Source organism: Herbiconiux sp. FW305-C-125 (assembly GCF_058783455.1).
Genome location: NZ_JBYSYO010000011.1, coordinates 120595 through 136568 on the forward strand (window position 1 = coordinate 120595; position 15974 = coordinate 136568).

At 70.9% G+C, this 15974-nt stretch carries 12 protein-coding genes; 3 read left to right on the plus strand and 9 right to left on the minus strand.

Annotation, left to right across the window (positions count from 1 at the left end):
• Positions 1-3: 3 nt before the first annotated feature.
• From AC3WLB_RS20690 to AC3WLB_RS20705, 4 genes are read right to left on the minus strand one after another with little or no spacing between them, the layout of a single operon-like run.
• Positions 4-1116, minus strand: a complete 1113-nt coding sequence (locus AC3WLB_RS20690) for an acyl-CoA dehydrogenase family protein (protein ID WP_492509257.1) — start codon at positions 1114-1116, stop codon at positions 4-6.
• Complete coding sequence (locus tag AC3WLB_RS20695; protein ID WP_492509259.1) at positions 1116-2126, minus strand: acyl-CoA dehydrogenase family protein; 1011 nt, start codon at positions 2124-2126, stop codon at positions 1116-1118. Before AC3WLB_RS20695 ends, AC3WLB_RS20690 begins: the two co-directional genes overlap by 1 nt.
• Complete coding sequence (locus AC3WLB_RS20700) at positions 2126-3298, minus strand: acyl-CoA dehydrogenase family protein (protein WP_492509261.1); 1173 nt, start codon at positions 3296-3298, stop codon at positions 2126-2128. Before AC3WLB_RS20700 ends, AC3WLB_RS20695 begins: the two co-directional genes overlap by 1 nt.
• Positions 3295-4179, minus strand: a complete 885-nt coding sequence (locus AC3WLB_RS20705; protein ID WP_492509263.1) for an enoyl-CoA hydratase — start codon at positions 4177-4179, stop codon at positions 3295-3297. Before AC3WLB_RS20705 ends, AC3WLB_RS20700 begins: the two co-directional genes overlap by 4 nt.
• A gap of 104 nt (positions 4180-4283) precedes the next feature.
• Between AC3WLB_RS20705 and AC3WLB_RS20710 the strand changes: the two genes are divergently transcribed.
• From AC3WLB_RS20710 to AC3WLB_RS20720, 3 genes are read left to right on the plus strand one after another with little or no spacing between them, the layout of a single operon-like run.
• Positions 4284-5450 carry an acyl-CoA dehydrogenase family protein gene (locus AC3WLB_RS20710; RefSeq protein WP_492509265.1) on the plus strand — a complete coding sequence of 389 codons (1167 nt, stop codon included), beginning with the start codon at positions 4284-4286 and terminating at the stop codon, positions 5448-5450.
• Positions 5447-6244, plus strand: coding sequence for an SDR family oxidoreductase (locus AC3WLB_RS20715; protein WP_492509267.1), 798 nt, complete (start codon positions 5447-5449; stop codon positions 6242-6244). The genes AC3WLB_RS20710 and AC3WLB_RS20715 overlap by 4 nt, the downstream gene beginning before the upstream one ends.
• A gap of 36 nt (positions 6245-6280) precedes the next feature.
• A complete protein-coding gene (locus AC3WLB_RS20720; RefSeq protein ID WP_492509269.1) occupies positions 6281-7462 on the plus strand; it encodes an acetyl-CoA C-acetyltransferase in 1182 nt (393 codons plus the stop codon).
• 44 nt (positions 7463-7506) lie between these two features.
• On the opposite strand, the gene AC3WLB_RS20725 is transcribed toward AC3WLB_RS20720, so the two are convergent.
• The 5 genes from AC3WLB_RS20725 to AC3WLB_RS20745 form a co-directional block, all read right to left on the minus strand.
• Positions 7507-9012 carry a flavin-containing monooxygenase gene (locus AC3WLB_RS20725; RefSeq protein WP_492509271.1) on the minus strand — a complete coding sequence of 502 codons (1506 nt, stop codon included), beginning with the start codon at positions 9010-9012 and terminating at the stop codon, positions 7507-7509.
• Positions 9009-10010, minus strand: coding sequence for an NAD-dependent epimerase/dehydratase family protein (locus AC3WLB_RS20730; RefSeq protein ID WP_492509273.1), 1002 nt, complete (start codon positions 10008-10010; stop codon positions 9009-9011). Before AC3WLB_RS20730 ends, AC3WLB_RS20725 begins: the two co-directional genes overlap by 4 nt.
• A gap of 46 nt (positions 10011-10056) precedes the next feature.
• Positions 10057-11388, minus strand: coding sequence for an MFS transporter (locus AC3WLB_RS20735; protein ID WP_492509275.1), 1332 nt, complete (start codon positions 11386-11388; stop codon positions 10057-10059).
• A gap of 106 nt (positions 11389-11494) precedes the next feature.
• The gene (locus AC3WLB_RS20740; RefSeq protein ID WP_492509277.1) at positions 11495-13819 is read right to left on the minus strand and encodes a hydantoinase B/oxoprolinase family protein; all 2325 of its coding nucleotides are present in this window, start codon (positions 13817-13819) and stop codon (positions 11495-11497) included.
• The gene (locus tag AC3WLB_RS20745) at positions 13816-15960 is read right to left on the minus strand and encodes a hydantoinase/oxoprolinase family protein (RefSeq protein WP_492509279.1); all 2145 of its coding nucleotides are present in this window, start codon (positions 15958-15960) and stop codon (positions 13816-13818) included. Before AC3WLB_RS20745 ends, AC3WLB_RS20740 begins: the two co-directional genes overlap by 4 nt.
• Positions 15961-15974: the final 14 nt, after the last annotated feature.

Here is a 15974-nt window from a genome sequence, read left to right on the forward strand (position 1 = left end):
TCGCTAGACCCCGAGGGTGCTCGCGAGGCGGGCGCGGTGCGTGGCGGGGGTGCCGAAGAGCTGGCCGAGGGCGTGGGCGCGCTTGAACACGAGCTGCGCGTCGTGCTCCCAGGTGATGGCGATGCCGCCGTGCAGCTGCACGGTCTCGGCGGCGATGAGGTCGAGCGCGTCGCCGCACCACGCCTTCGCGACCGCCGCGAGCTCGGGCAGCGCCGGGTCGTCGACGGCGTTCGCCCAGGAGGCGGCGCGCGATGCACTCCGCGCCGTCTCGAGCCGCACGTGCATGTCGGCCATGCGGTGCTTGAGCGCCTGGAACGACCCGATCGGCCGGCCGAACTGCACCCGCTGCTTCGCGTACTCGACCGTCATCGTGAGGCCGCGCTCGGCCACCCCGATCTGCTCGGCGCACACGGCCACGAGAGCGCGATCGCGCACGCGGTCGAACACCGCGCTCCACGACTCGTCGGCGCCGAGACCGAGCGGAGCGGCGGGCACCGCGTCGAACCGGTACGTCGCGAACCGCAGCGTCGGGTCGAGCGCGGGGGTGCGGATGCGCGTGAGCGCGCCCGGGTCGGTCACCTCGAAGAGTGCCGGCCCGTCGGGCGTCTGCGCGATCGCGAGCACCAGTGACGCCGCGGCACCGTCGAGCACGAGCGGAACCGTGCCCGTCAGCGTTCCGGCGGCGGCGTCGTATCGCACGTCGACCGCCGCCGGCGCCCACCGCCCGTGCGGGTCGGCCCACGCCAGCGCGGCGATCGCCTCGCCCGACGCGACGGCGGGCAGCAGCCGCGCCGCGGCGGCCGCGTCGCCGGTCTCGAGCACCGCAGCCGCGGCGATCGCCACCGACCCGAGGTAGGGCGACGGGGCGAGCGCCGCGCCCAGCCGCTCGAGCACCAGCGACTGCTCGAGCCGGGTGAACCCGGCGCCGCCGAACTCCTCGGGGATCGCCAGCGACGCCGCCCCGATCTCCTCGGCGAGGGTGCGCCAGAGCTCCTCGTCGTAACCCGCCGGCGACTCCATCGCCTGGCGCACCGCCGGGCTGCCGGAACGCTCCTGCAGCAGATCGGTGAGGATGTCGACCAGCTCGCCCTGCTCCTCGCTCAACTCGAATCGCATCAGCGGATGCTCCCCTCACGACTTTCACGACGCAGTACCTCGGCGATCCGGGCGCGGTGATGATCGGCGGTGCCCCAGGCCGAACGCAGCGCCTCGGCCTCGGTGAGCCACAGCCCGAGGTGGTGCTCCTGGGTGTAACCGATCGCCCCGTGCACCTGCAGCGCGGTGCGCCCGGCCCGGCGCGCCGCCTCGCCCGCAGCGACCTTCGCGGCCGAGACCGCGCGGGCCCGCCCGTCCCGCTCGCCCTCGGCCGGCGACCCGTCGATGCGCACGGCGGCGCCCCACACCAAGGGGCGGGCGAAGCTCACCGCCACCCGCACGTCGGCCAGCGCGTGCTTGATCGCCTGGAACTCCCCGATCGGTCGGCCGAACTGCTCCCGCACGAGCGCGTACGAGACGGCGTCCTCGAGCATCCGCTCCGCCGCCCCCACCAGCAGGGCAGCGGTCGCGAGTGCTCCCTCGTCGAAGGCGGCCGCGACCGCCTCCGGGTCGACCTCGACCCCCGCGTCGGCCGGTTCGAGCGATGACAGCCGGCGCGTCGGCGAGACGGATGCCCGTTCGTCGGACTCCGCCACCGGCTGTGCCGCGTGCAGCCGGCCGTCGCGCACGAGATACCGCAGCCGCGCATCCGCCGCGCCCAGCGCGAACGGAACGACCGGTGGCACGGCGACAGTCGCAACCGCACCTCCGGCGAGCGCCGACCGCCCCTCGGCGTCGACGAGGCGCGGCAGCACCGCCACCGATTCCGCCCAGGGCCCGGGCAGCCCGTGGTATCCGACGCGTTCGAGCACGGCGACGAGGTCGCCGGCGCTCCCGCCGATCCCCCCGTCGGCCTCGGGCACGCGCAGCCCGATCACGCCCATCTCGCCGAGCTGCCGCCACACCTCCCGCGCCGGGCCGCGGTCGCCGCGCGCGGCGGCCTGCACGATCTCCACGCCGCCGAGCGTGCCGGCGACGTCGTCGATCGCCTCGGCGAACGACTCCTGCTCCTCCGTGGGTGCGAACCGCATCACGACCTCCGTCCGTCGGCGCCGCGCGGAAGCCCGAGCAACCGCTCCGCGATGATGTTGCGCTGCACCTCGTTGGTGCCCGCGTAGATGGGGCCGGCCAGGGCGAAGAGGTAGTCGTCGACCCAGCGCCCATCGTCAGTCGCCCCGGGTCCGCGCAGTTCGGCCGCCGGGCCGAGCAGTCGCAGGCCGGCCTGCTGGATGCGCACGTCGAGCTCCGACCAGAACACCTTGTTCACGCTGCCCTCCGCGCCGACGGTGCCACCCGCCTGAACCCGGGTCACCGTGTTCCAGGTGAACAGGCGGTAGGCCTCCGCGCCGATCCAGGCGTCGACCACGTCATCGGTTGCCGCGGGCTCGGCATCCGGATGCGACCGCCACAGCCCCACGAGCCGGTCGGCCGCCGCCAGGAAGCGGCCGGGCGAGCGCAGCGACAATCCGCGCTCGTTGCCGGCCGTGCTCATCGCCACCTGCCAGCCCGCGCCCGGCTCACCGAGCACGTCCTCGTCGGGCACGAACACGTCGTCGAAGAAGATCTCGGCGAAGCCGCTGTCGCCGTCGAGCTGGGCGATCGGGCGCACGGTGAGCCCGGGCGCGTCCAGCGGGAACAAGAAGTAGGTGAGCCCGCGGTGCCGCGACGCCTCGGGGTCGGAGCGGAACAGCCCGAAACCCCGGTCGGCCCAGACGGCTCGCGAGCTCCAGATCTTCTGCCCGTTGAGCACCCAGCCACCGCGAGCGTCATCGCGGGTGGCGGTGGAGCGGATGGCCGCCAGATCGCTGCCGGCCCCGGGCTCCGACCAGGCCTGCGCCCAGATCAGCGAGCCGTCGGTCATGGCGGGCAGGTAGCGTCGCTGCTGCTCGGGGGTGCCGTGCTCGAACAGGATCGGGGCGAGCAGCGAGATGCCGTTCTGCGCCACCCGGGTCGGAGCGCCCGAGCGGTAGTACTCCTCCTCGAACAGCACCCACTCCACCAGGCTCGCGTCGCGGCCGCCGAACTCCTGCGGCCAGGCCACGACCGACCAGCCGCCCGCAGCCAGCTCGGCCTCCCACTCGCGGTGAGCGCGGAAGCCCTCCTCGGTGTCCATCGACGGCAGGCCCGCCGGCACATGTTCGGCCAGCCAGGCGCGCGCCTCGGCGGCGAAGGCCTGCTCGGCCTCGGTCAGGTCGAGGTTCATCGGCCGCCCTCCGCGTCCTTGATGCGGCGCACGTCCACGCCACCGAGCGAGTCGCCGCCCACCTCCGCGTTGTGCGCGTGCGCCGCGTGGTGCAGGCCGAACACCGAGTCCATGCCGGCGCGGAGCCCCTGCAGGTCTTCGGCCTGATTCACCGCCTTCTTCGCCAGGGCGAGGCCGAGTCGCGGCATCTCGGCGATCCGCTCCGCCAGCTGCAGGGTGCGCTCCTCGAGCTCGGCGCGCGGCACGACGTGGTTCACCATGCCGAGTTCGTAGGCGCGGGCCGCGGGCATCCGCTCGCCCGTGAACAGCATCTCCTTCGCCGCGCGCGGGTTGGTGACCCACGGATGCGCGAAGTACTCCACCCCCGGGATGCCCATCCTCACCACAGGGTCGCTGAAGAAGGCGTCGTCGGCGGCCACGATGAAGTCGCACGACCACGCCAGCATCAGGCCGCCCGCGATGCAGGCGCCCTGCACCATCGCGATGACGGGCTTCGGGATCTCGCGCCAGCGCCGGCACATGCCGAGATAGACCTCGGACTCGCGGGCGAAGCGGGAGTCGACCCCGGCGGCCGGAACGTGGTCCCACCAGATGACCGCCTTGCGCTCGAAGCTCTGGTCGATGTCGCGGCCGGGGGTGCCGATGTCGTGGCCCGCGCAGAAATGGTCGCCGTTGCCACCGAGCACGATCACCTTCACCGCGTCGTCGTCGACGGCGCGCACGAAGGCGGCGTCGAGCGCGTAGGTGACCCGGGAGTTCTGGGCGTTGCGGTACTGCGGCCGGTTGAGCCGCACGAACGCGACCGGGCCGCGCACCTCGTAGGTGACGACCTCTTCATCGGTGACCGCCGCATCCGTCGATTCAGGGGCGTCGGGGGCCATGCGAGCTCCTCTCTGAACTCCAGACCAAACATTTGCTTGGTTTCTGTTAGCATACGGGAGACGGATGCCGAAGGCCAATGACGGCCGGACCGGAGAATGACGACGTGACGACGGAACAAGCGGCCGACGACAAGCTGCGGCAGGAGATCCGCGACTGGCTGGAGAGCAATCTCACCGGCCGGTTCGCCGCTCTGCGTGGCCTCGGCGGCCCCGGCCGCGAGCACGAGGCCTTCGAGGAGCGTCTCGAGTGGAACCGGCACCTCGCCGCCGGCGGCTGGACCTGCGTGGGCTGGCCGGTGGAGTTCGGCGGGCGCGGGCTGTCGCTCGCCCAGCAGGTGATCTTCCACGAGGAGTACGCGAAGGCGAACGCCCCCGGCCGGGTGAACCATCTGGGCGAGGAGCTGCTCGGGCCCACGCTGATCGAGCTCGGCACCGACGAGCAGCGCGCCCGGTTCCTGCCGAAGATCGTGGCCGTGGAGGAGCTGTGGTGCCAGGGCTACTCCGAGCCCGGCGCCGGCTCCGACCTCGCCGCCGTCTCGACCCGCGCCCGGCTCGTCGACGGGCGCTGGGTGATCAACGGCCAGAAGATCTGGACCTCGCTCGCCCAGCAGGCCGACTGGTGCTTCGTGGTGGCGCGCACCGAAGAAGGCAGCGCTCGGCACCACGGCCTCTCCTACCTGCTCGTGCCGATGGACCAGCCGGGCGTGGAGGTGCGGCCGATCATCCAGCTCACCGGCACCTCGGAGTTCAACGAGGTGTTCTTCGACGACGCCGAGACGGCCGCCGACCTCGTCGTGGGCGAGGTCGGCGGCGGCTGGGCGGTGGCCATGGCCACCCTCGGCTACGAGCGCGGGGTGTCGACACTGGCGCAGCAGATCGCCTTCCGGCGGGAGCTCGACGCGGTGATCGAGGCGGCACGGGCATCCGGAACGATCGACGACCCGGTGGTGCGCGACGGCATCGCCGAGGCGCAGGTCGGTCTCGAGGTGATCCGTCTGCACGCCCTGCGCACGCTCGGCGGGGAGCAGGGCTACAACGCCTCCGTCACCAAACTGCTCTGGGCGCAGTGGCGCCGATCGCTCGGTGAGCTCGCCATGGCGGCGGCCGGCCCGCTCGCGCTCACCGTGAGCGAAGCGCCCTACGAGCTCGATGAGCTGCAGACCCTGTTCCTGTTCAGCCGGGCCGACACCATCTACGGCGGTTCGGACGAGATCCAGCGCAACGTGATCGCCGAGCGGCTGCTCGGCCTGCCGAGAGAGGCCCGCCCGTGACCCGAATCCGACTCGCCCCGCCGGAGTACCTTCCCCCGCACGACCTGTTGGGCGGCCGGCATGTGGTGGTGACCGCGGCCGCCGGTGCGGGCATCGGCTCGGCGACCGCCGTCCGGTGCCTCGAGGAGGGTGCCGCGACGGTGGTGATCGGCGACACCCACGCCGGGCGACTGGCCGCGGCCGAGGAGGAGCTCGCCGAACGCTTCGGGGCCGACCGGGTGCGGTCGCAGGTGTGCGACGTTACCGACGAGGCGCAGGTGGAGGCCCTGCTCGACCTCGCCGAAGCATCCGGTGGCCTCGACGTGATGATCAACAACGCCGGGCTCGGCGGCACGGTCTCCATTCTCGAGATGACCGACGAGCAGTGGTCGAAGGTGCTCGACGTGACGCTCGGCGGCACGTTCCGCTGCGTGCGGGCGGCGGGCCGGCGGATGGTCGCGGCCGGCACCGCGGGCGTGATCGTGAACAACGCCTCGGTGATCGGTTGGCGGGCGCAGGAGGGACAGGCGCACTACGCGGCGGCGAAGGCCGGTGTGATGGCGCTGACCCGCTCGGCGGCGATCGACCTGGCGCCGCACGGCATCCGGGTGAATGCCGTGTCGCCCTCGCTCGCGATGCACCCCTTCCTCGAGAAGGTGACCTCGCCCGAACTGCTCGACGAACTGACCGCCCGCGAGGCCTTCGGGCGCGCGGCCGAGCCCTGGGAGATCGCGAACGTGATGGTCTTCCTCGCCAGCGGCTACTCCTCGTACATGACCGGCGAGGTCGTGTCGGTCAGCAGCCAACATGCCTGAGCCCGTTTCTCCCCCGATCGCCGTTTGGAGCATCCGATGACCACCGCCTACCTCGTCGACGCCGTGCGCACCCCCGTGGGGCGGCGCGGCGGATCGCTCGCCGGCATCCACTCCGCCGACCTCGGCGCGCACGCCCTCTCGGCCCTCGTCGAGCGCTCGGGCATCGACCCGGGTGCGGTCGACGACGTCGTCATGGGCTGCACCGACACGCTCGGCTCACAGGCCGGGAACGTCGCGCGTACGGCATGGTTGGTGGCCGGATTTCCCGAGCACGTTCCCGGGGTGACGATCGATCGGCAGTGCGGGTCGAGTCAGCAGGCCGTGCACTTCGCCGCGCAGGCGGTGCTCTCGGGCACCGCGGATCTGGTGGTCGCCGGCGGGCTGCAGAACATGTCGGCCATCCCGATCTCGTCGGCGATGAGCGTGGGGCAGCAGTTCGGGTTCAGCACCCCGTTCGCGGAGTCGCCCGGCTGGCGCGCGCGCTACGGCGACCAGGAGGTGTCGCAGTTCCGTGCGGCGGAGCTGATCGCGGACAAGTGGGAGCTCAGCCGGGAAGCGATGGAGGAGTTCGCGCTGTCGAGCCACCAGCGGGCGATCGAGGCGATCGACTCGGGCCGGTTCGAGCGGGAGATCGCGCCGGTGATCGGTCTGGAGACCACCTCGGGTGAGGCTGCTTCGCTGAGCGTCGACGAGGGACCGCGACGCGACACCTCGCTGGCGAAGATGGCCGGGCTGCCGACGCTCACCGAGGGCGGCCGCATCACGGCGGCCGTCGCCTCGCAGATCAGCGACGCGGCGAGCGCGGTGCTCGTGGCGTCGGAGGACGCGGTGCGGGAGCACGGGCTGACGCCGCGGGCGCGCATCCACCACATCTCGGTGCGGGGCGACGACCCGGTCTGGATGCTCACCGCGCCCATCGAGGCGACGCGTCACGCGCTCGCGCGGGCGGGCATGACGGTTGACGACATCGACCTGTTCGAGGTGAACGAGGCCTTCGCCTCGGTGGTGCTGGCATGGATGAAGGAGCTCGACGTGCCGCGCGAGAAGGTGAACGCGAACGGGGGCGGCATCGCGCTCGGGCATCCGATCGGCGCGACCGGCACGCGGCTCATGACGACGCTGCTGCACGAGCTCGAGCGCACCGGCGGCCGGTACGGACTGCAGGCGATGTGCGAGGGCGGCGGGCTGGCGAACGTCACCATCATCGAGCGCCTCTGAGCCGGGCCGGCTCGGTGCGGGCCCGACCCTGAGCGCGGCTGGTCTCAGGCCACGAGGTGCTCCGCCGAGAGACGACCCGCGAAGGCGAGGTCGTCGTCGTCGATGCGCGCCAGCACACGCTCGAACTCGTCGAGGCTGCCCGGCCACTTGGTCACCACGCGCCCGTTGCCGCCCACGCGGTACCAGCTCTCGCAGCCGCCGATCTCCCAGACGCTCCGCGACATCATCTCCGTCAGCTCCTCGTCGAACGCCGCCTGCGCCCGGTCGGTGACGACGACGGATGCGGCGCCGTGCGCATCCGCGTCGTCCATCAGTCGCGCCACGAAATCGGTCTGCGCCTCGATGACGCCGATGATCGAGCCCGACGCCTGCGTGTTCGGCCCGGTGATGAGGAAGAGGTTGGGGAATCCCTTCACCAGGGTGCCCTTGTAGGCCTGCGGGCCGCCCTCCGCCCATTCCTCGGCGAGGGTCCAGCCGCCGGCGCCCACGAACTCGACGTGCGAGAGCATCTCGGTGGCCCGGAATCCCGTGGCGAGCACCACCACGTCGGCCTGCCACTCCTGGCCGCGCTCGGAGACCACGCCGTCGCTCGTGAAGCGCGTGATGGCGGTGTCGTACACCGTGGTCTTCGGCGAGGCCAGGGCGGGATAGAAGGCGTTCGACACGACCGGCCGGCGGCAGCCGAATCGCGAGTCCGGGGTGAGGATGCGACGCAGCTCCGGATCGGCGATGGCCGACTCCATGTGCTCCTTCCACACGCGCTCCGCGTTCGAGAGGAACTCCTCGTCCATCACCGCCTGCGCGTGCGTGGAGTGGTTCCAGAAGTCGTACTGCTCCTTGCGCAGCGCCAGAAGCTCTTCCGGATGCTCCCGGAAGCGCTGCTTCGCCGCCTCGTCGTAGAGCTCCTCCGGCTTCGGCATCACGTGCGGGGCGGTGCGGATCGAGACCAGCACCGACTCCGCCACGTCGACCGCGTGCGGCACCACCTGGATGGCGCTCGCGCCGGCACCGATCACGGCGACGCGTTTGCCCGCCAGATCGAGATCGGCCGGCCACTCGGCGGTGTGCACGACGCGGCCGCCGAACTCCGCCATGCCGGGCAGATCGGGGATGAGCGGCTGGTTCAACGTGCCGAGCGCCGACACCAGGAAGCGGCACTCCAGGCTCTCCCCCGTCGACAGGTCGAGCCGCCATCGCCCGGTCTCCTCGTTCCACGCGGCCCGCGTCAGGGCCGTGCCGAACAGGATGCGGTCGCGGATGCCGAGGTCGTCGATCACCCGGTTGTTGTAGGCGAGGATCTCGGCCTGCAACGCGTAATTGCTCGACCATTCAGGGCTCTGCGCGAACGACAGGCTGTAGAGGTGGGCGGGAACGTCGCAGGCCGCGTTCGGGTACACGTTGTCGCGCCACACCCCGCCCGCCTCACGCTCCTTCTCGAGCAGCACGAAGTCGTGGCGGCCGTGCTCGATCAGTTCGTGCGCGGCCGACAGCCCACTGAAGCCGACACCGGCGATGACCGTCTCGACGAAACGCGCGCCCCGGCCGCTCATCGCACACCCCCGGCCAACGCGTCGGCCCGGCGGAGCTCGTCGGCGAAGCGCTCGAATCCGTCCCGGCGCCGCAGCGGCTGCGGAATGCCGAGAGTCCGCAGCGTCGCCGCCAGATCGGTCGGCACACTCTGCTTCGGCGGCACCACCGACGACTCCGTGCCGGACCCCACCACCACCTCGACGCCCGGGAAGACGTCACGCAAGGTCTCCGCGAGCTCCTCGATCGTGGTCGTCTCCTGCGAGCCGATCGTGAACCAGGTGAAGGTGTCCTCCATCGGCACGGTGACGGCCGCCGCGACCGCCCGCCCCACATCCCCCGCGTACACCAGTTCGGTGGTGGAGATGATGTTGGCCGGCAACTCGATGCTCTCGCCCCGCACGCCGCGCAGCACCTGCGCCTCGATCGCCGCGCTGCCGACGCCGCCGCCGAGGTTCGGGCCGTAGCCGTAGACCACGGTGGGGCGGATGGCCGCCACCTCCAGCCCGCTCGACGCGGCATAGGCGCTCAGCAGGTGCTCCGAGGCGAGCTTGGAGGCGATGTAGTAAGAGGTGAAGTGGGTCATCAGGGGTGAATCCTCGGTGATGGGCCCGGGCTGCTCCTCCGAGAACACGCTCCAGCTGCTGATCGGCACGAACCGGGTCGCGCCGGCCGCCACCGCCCAGCCCGCCAGCCACGCAGGCACCTCCACGTTGACCGAGATGGTCTCGAGCAGGTCGCGCTGGGCTCGTGCCGCGATGAGTGCCGCGGTGTGCACCACGGCATCCACCCGCACTCCGTCGAGCGCGGCCTCGCGGCCGGCCCGGTCGGTGAGGTCGGCTTCGATCAGCCGCACCGGCCCGCCCTCGGCGACGGCCTCTGCTCCCAGCACGTCGCGAACGTAGTCGCGCGGCATGCTGCGGTCGAGCAGCGTCACCCGCCAGCCGTCGGCCAGCAGTTCGCGGGCGGTCGAGGTGCCGACCATGCCGGCGCCGGTGATGAGCACGTGGCGCTCTGTCACGAGGTTCTCCTTGTCGAGTGGTGCGGATGCGGTCGGTGCGGAGCGGTCAGCGCCGCAGTTCCCGCTGGGCCAGGTTGGGCAACAGGATGCCGGCGACCAACGTGATCACGGCGACGCCGATCACGTAGAACGCGGGCGAGGTGGGGATGCCCGTGGCGGTGATGAGAAGAGTACAGATCAACGCACCGAACCCGCCGAAGACGGCCACCGAGATCGCCGAGCCGATCGACACGAGCGAGCCGCGCCGCTTCGTGGCGAACAGCTCCGAGATCGTGGAGCTGCCGGTTCCGGCGATGGCGGCGGTGGGGATGGCGAAGATCACCTGGGCGAGCACGACGAAGCCGAACGAGTGGCCCGCCACGATCATCCAGAACAACGGGTAGGCGAGCACGATGTAGCCGATCGCCGCCCCGATGATGAAGGGCTTTCGGCCGTAGCGGTCGGAGAGATGACCGGCCAGGGGGATCAGCACCACGGCGACGAGGCAGCCGATGCAGGTGGCCCAGAGCGCCTCCTGCGGCGCGACGCCCGCGAAGTTCGCGGTGAAGGTCGGCATGTAGTTGATGGTGACCATCGAGGTGACCGCCCACAGCGCCACCACACCGATCGTGAGGAAGAAGCCGGCCACAGCACCCAGCTCTTTGGCACGCTGGCCCGACGTCGCGCCGAGCCCGGCATCCGCCTCGGTCTCCTCCGTGGCCTCGGTGAACACGGGCGTCTCGGAGACTCGGCGGCGCAGCACCAGCACGATGATGGCGAGCGCCGAGCCCAGGATGAACGGGATGCGCCAGCCCCAGGAGGCCATGACCTCCGGGCCGAGGATCGCGGTGAGCGCCGCCACGAACAGCACGCCCACGAGGAGGCCGCCGTAGGTCGCCACCTGGTGGAAGCTGCCGAAGAAGCCGCGCCGCTTGGGGTTCGCCCATTCCACCAGGAACACGGCCGAGCTGCCGAACTCACCACCGGCCGAGAAGCCCTGCAACAGCCGTCCGAAGATGATCACGAACGCGCCGAACGCGCCGAAGGTGACGTAGCTGGGGGCGATGCCTACGAGGAGCGAGCCTCCCGCCATCATCAGCATCGAGAGCAGCATCACCGACTTGCGGCCCTTGCGGTCGACCAGCGGACCGAGCACGAGGGCACCGAGCGGGCGGGCGATGAAGCCGACGGCGAAGACACCGAAAGCCGAGAGGAGGGCCGCCACCGGATCTTCTCCTGGAAAGAAGTTGGCGGCGATGTAGACGGCGAGAAATCCGTAGACGGTGAAGTCGTACCACTCGAGCACGTTGCCCAGAGTGGCGAGCACCGTGGCGCGCACGCGGGCACGGGACGAGGTGTCGACCACCTGCGCGGGGCTTTGTTGCAACGAACTCGTCATTGAGATCTCCTAGTTTCACAACGTCGTGAGCGGGCGTCGTACCCGCCGATAATCGAGGGTAAGACGCCCGCTCAGGGGGCACATCTCTTTTCTGTCTGGCGAAATATCAGCTCGCCAAAACGGCGATGCGCCGTGCGTGATCGGGGTGTCCGACCGGCACGATGCTGGAATACAACGCCGTCCAGCAACCCGGGCAGCAGTACTGCCGGAACACGACCTCGTCGTCGACGTAGTTCGCGTGGTCGGAGGTCACCTGGGGGCCGGCCTCCGTCGGCGCCCCGTCGAAGGTGGCGAGCCGCAACCGGTCGTCGTGCGCCGAGTCGGCGAGTTGCTGGCCGCAGTGCGCACAGGCGACCAGGCCGACTCCTCCGTCGTCACCGACGATCTGCACGAGGTTGTCGTCGATGCGGCGGCCCCCGTCGAGACCGAGCACGGGATAATCAGCGACGACGTCGTCCACCGTGGAGCGAGCACGACGCTCGTCGCGCACGGCCCTGCGAAGCGTCTCGGTGGCGACCTCATCGAGCCGCCCCTCGGCATCCACCCGCACGCCGTAGCTCTTCTCCGCGGCCTGGGGGGAAACCTTGCCGGTACGCAGGTCGTCGACCACGGCCCGCGGGTCGCGCGAGAGCGGGTCGCCATAACCACCGCCACCCTGCCAGTGCATGTAGAGGACTTCGCCCGGGGCGACGTAGCTCTGCGCGTAGTTCTGGCCGACCTCGATGCGGCCGCCGATCTCCGCCAACCCGACGGGCATCGTCCCCGCGGCGAAGGAGTCGAGCACGTTCACGTCGCGCACCAGCACATCGAGCCCGGTGTTGCCGGGGTAGCCGCCGGCCAGGCCGTTGTTCTGCGACACCGCCTTACCGGCGCTGGCGAAGACGAGGCCCATCGGAACGGATGTGCCGATCGGCGTCATCGCGAGCGAGGCGCTCACTCCGCCGCGCTGACGACCGGGGCCACCCGAGTCGGCCTCCTCCCGGCGCCAGAGCACAAGCATCGGGTAGAGGAACTCGGACATCTCGGTGTCGGGGATGCGCCCCATCGGGATGCAGAAGAGCCCGCCCGTGTCCATCCCGTCGACCGTGGGCCGGGCGCCGTAGCCACCGGACATCGGCTCCATCAGAATGTTGAGGAACGGTACCGGCACCGCCCCGCGCTCGTCGAGCCCGGCGATCACCGCCGTGTCCCACGTGCCGCAGCAGGAGGCCTGCACGCTCTTGCCGAGATCGACCGAACGGTCGAGCATCTGCGAGAGGCACTCGGCGACGAGCGTGCCGGTGAGCCAGGCGGGCCCGATGGGTCCCCGGCTGACGGCGGCCGGGAAGGTGGCGTTGTTGATGGTGCCCTCCTCCGCCACCAAGTCGAAGCAGCGCATCAACCCGCCGGCCGACCACGGGATGTCGTTGGCGAGGATCGGCAGCAGCGCCAGCATCACGCCGCCGCGCATGCCCGCGTAGGTGCAGTTGATCACGCCGGCTTGCGGATCAGTGCCGGTGAAGTCGAAGGAGAGGTGGTCGCCCTGCTTCGACATCGCCAGGGTGATCTTGTGCAGGCTCCGGTCCCCCTCGTGCGACTGGTCCTGGTAGCCGGTGGCCTTCCAGGTGCCGTCGGGGAGTTCGGCGAGCTTGGCGCGCAGGCGCGACTCGGAGTCGGCCATCATCCGCTTCATCACGGCCTTCACCGTGTCGGCGCCGTAACGCTCGATCACCTCGTGCAGACGGGTGCGGCCCACGTTGTTGGCACCGATCTTCGCGCGGAGGTCGAGGCCCACGAGCATCGGCACCCGGGAGCGGCGGGTCCACAGGTCGGCGATGTCGTCCTGCAGCTCGAACCCGCGCACGACCTTCACCGGTGGGGTCGGCAGCGACTCGCTGAAGATGTCCTGCGCCGCCGGCGAGAACGAGCCGAGGCCCACGCCGCCGAGGTCGGGTTCGTGACAGATCGCGCTCGTCCAGGCGAACAGCTGCCCGTCGTGGAACACCGGTTGATACACGATCACGTCGTTCTGGTGCAGGCCGCCGCCCACCCAGGGGTCGTTGCAGAGGAACATGTCCCCCTCGACGATGCCGGGGTTCGTGGCCCGATGCTGCAGCGTCCAGTAGACCGCGAGGTCGACGGCGCCGACGAGCATGGTGTTGTAGAGGCCGACCTGCACCTCCTGGCCGTACTCGTCGCCGATCGCGAAGTCGAAGTCGTTGGCGTCGGTGACGATCGGCGAGCCCGACATGCGCTTCAGGGCCTCGCCCATCTCCTCGGTCACCGACCACAGACGGTGGCGGATGACCTCGTAGGTCAGCGCATCCACCGCGTCGATCTGCTCCTGGGTGACGGTGTGCATCCGGAGCGTGTCGGGGATGTACTGCTGCAGCTCCTCGGGGCTCAGCGGACGGCTCGAGTAGACCTCCGAGCCCGGGATGGTCATGCTCATGAGTTCGCTCCGTTCTGGCTGGTGGCCTGGGTGTTCTCGGGGCGCACCCCGGTGTCGATCAGGAGATTGCCGCGGGGGTCGACCGTTCCGGTCATGCCGCCCGGCACGACCACGGTGGTGGTGGGCACCTGCACGATGGCCGGGCCCGGGATGCGGTGGCCGGCGCGCAGCAGTGTGTAGTCGTAGACGGCGGTGTCGACGAACCCGTTCCCGTCGAGCCGCACCGGCCGGTGGTCGAGCACCGCGGCCGAGGCGTCGGCGCCGTCGCCCGGCTCGATCAACGGGAGCTCGAGCGAGAGCGGCAGCGCGCCGACGGCCCGCACCCGGTAGGTGATGGCCTGCACGCCCGCGGCCGCGAACCCGGAGCCGGCCCCGAAGAGCTCTTCGTACCGGTGCTCGAAGCGGTGCGCGGCCTCCGCCAGCTCCTGCTCGGTGACCGGGGAGGCGATCTCGATGGGAAGCTCGGCGAGTTGCATGGCGAAGCGCATGTCGAGCTCGCGGTGCAACTCGACGCTCTCGAAGGTGATGCCTTGGCGTTCCAACGCGTCGAGCACTCGCCGTTCGAGACCTTGGAAGTTCCGCTCCACCTTTCCCGCATCGGTGGGCAGGGACACCGGATCGGACAATTCGGCCGCGAGCACGATGTCGCTCGTGGCGAGGCCGTAGGCCGAGAAGGCCGAGGCCACGGGCCCGAGCGGCACCACCACCTCGCTCACGCCGAGCTCCGCGGCGTAGGCGGCGCAGTTGGCGGGGCCGGCACCGCCGAAGGCGTAGAGCACGAAGTCGCGCGGATCGTGCCCGGCCTCGACGACGGTCTTCCGCAGGAGGTCGCCGGTCTGGGCGTTCTGGACGGCGTAGATCGCGGCCGCTGCATCCTCCACCGAGAGGCCGAGGGGCTCCGCGATGCGGGTGCGGATGGCCTCTCTCGCCTTCTCCAGGTCGAGCCCCTTGCGCCCGCCGAGGAGTCCGGAGGTCGGCAGGATGCCGAGTACGAGGTTCGCGTCCGTGTTGGTGGGCTCGCTTCCGCCTTGGCCGTAGCAAGCGGGGCCGGGCACCGCCTGCGCGCTCTTCGGACCCACCTGCAGGTTGCCGCCCTGGTCGATCCAGGCGATGGCGCCACCCCCGGAGCCGATTGCGTGCACCTCGAGGGTGGGCACGTTCACCGGGTGGTGGTTGATCACGGTGCCGGAGGAGCGCACGGGTTCGCCGTCGACCACGAGACCGACGAGGAAGGTGGTGCCGCCGACATCCGTCGCGACGACATTGCGGTGACCGAGCTGCTTGCCGAGAGCCACGGCACCGACCACCCCGCCCGTGAGCACCGAGCCCACCGTGCTGATGGCGGTGGCCGGAGCTTCGCCGGCGACGATCGCCCCGCCGTTGCTCTGCATCACGAGCAGCGGGCCCTGGAGCCCGTGCTCCCGGAGCGTGCCCTCGAGGTTCTCGAGGTAGCTCGCCAGCCCCGGCCCGATCTGCGTGCTCATGATCGTGGTGGCGCTGCGGGAGAACTCGCGGATGCGCGGGCTCACCTCCGACGAGAGCGACACGAAGGTCTCCGGCGCCATCTCCCGCACGATCTCGCGGATGCGCCGCTCGTGCGCGTCGTTGCGGAACGACCAGAGCAGCGACACCGCGATGGCGCTGATGCCCTGCGCGAGGATGTCGGCCACGGCCTGCCGCACGTTCTGCTCGTCGAGGGCCACGACGACTCCACCGTCGCGGTCGACCCGTTCGGTCACCTCGAAGGTGCTGCTCTTCGGGATGAGGCCGTGCGACTTGGACTGGGTCATCACGCTCTGCAGCTGCTCCGGCGAGCTGCCGAGGTAGCGCCCTTCGACGTTCATGATGTAGATCGAGTCGCCGTGACCGCGCGTGGTGATGAAGCCCACCGGCGGCACGTTGCCCATGACCAGGGCGTTCAGCGACGAGGTGGTGCCGTGTGCGATGTGCCGGGTGTCGGCGAGCATCGCCTCCAGGCTCAGGCCGAGCTGCTCGGCGAGCACCCGCAGCACGTCGATCACTCCCGCCGAGTAGTCGGGCGGGGTGGAGGGGGCCTTGGCCCCCACGATGTTGCCCTGGTCGTCGGCGAGAACGGCATCCGTGAAGGTGCCTCCCACGTCGACTCCGATGACATAGCTCATACTGAACGCTCCTT

Bases quoted from the DNA above. Each gene is read 5' to 3' on its own strand.
- AC3WLB_RS20690 (WP_492509257.1), bottom strand. From the start codon at position 1,116: ATGCGATTCGAGTTGAGCGAGGAGCAGGGCGAGCTGGTCGACATCCTC.
- AC3WLB_RS20695 (WP_492509259.1), bottom strand. From the start codon at position 2,126: ATGCGGTTCGCACCCACGGAGGAGCAGGAGTCGTTCGCCGAGGCGATC.
- AC3WLB_RS20700 (WP_492509261.1), bottom strand. From the start codon at position 3,298: ATGAACCTCGACCTGACCGAGGCCGAGCAGGCCTTCGCCGCCGAGGCG.
- AC3WLB_RS20705 (WP_492509263.1), bottom strand. From the start codon at position 4,179: ATGGCCCCCGACGCCCCTGAATCGACGGATGCGGCGGTCACCGATGAA.
- AC3WLB_RS20720 (WP_492509269.1), top strand. From the start codon at position 6,281: ATGACCACCGCCTACCTCGTCGACGCCGTGCGCACCCCCGTGGGGCGG.
- AC3WLB_RS20725 (WP_492509271.1), bottom strand. From the start codon at position 9,012: ATGAGCGGCCGGGGCGCGCGTTTCGTCGAGACGGTCATCGCCGGTGTC.
- AC3WLB_RS20735 (WP_492509275.1), bottom strand. From the start codon at position 11,388: ATGACGAGTTCGTTGCAACAAAGCCCCGCGCAGGTGGTCGACACCTCG.
- AC3WLB_RS20740 (WP_492509277.1), bottom strand. From the start codon at position 13,819: ATGAGCATGACCATCCCGGGCTCGGAGGTCTACTCGAGCCGTCCGCTG.
- AC3WLB_RS20745 (WP_492509279.1), bottom strand. From the start codon at position 15,960: ATGAGCTATGTCATCGGAGTCGACGTGGGAGGCACCTTCACGGATGCC.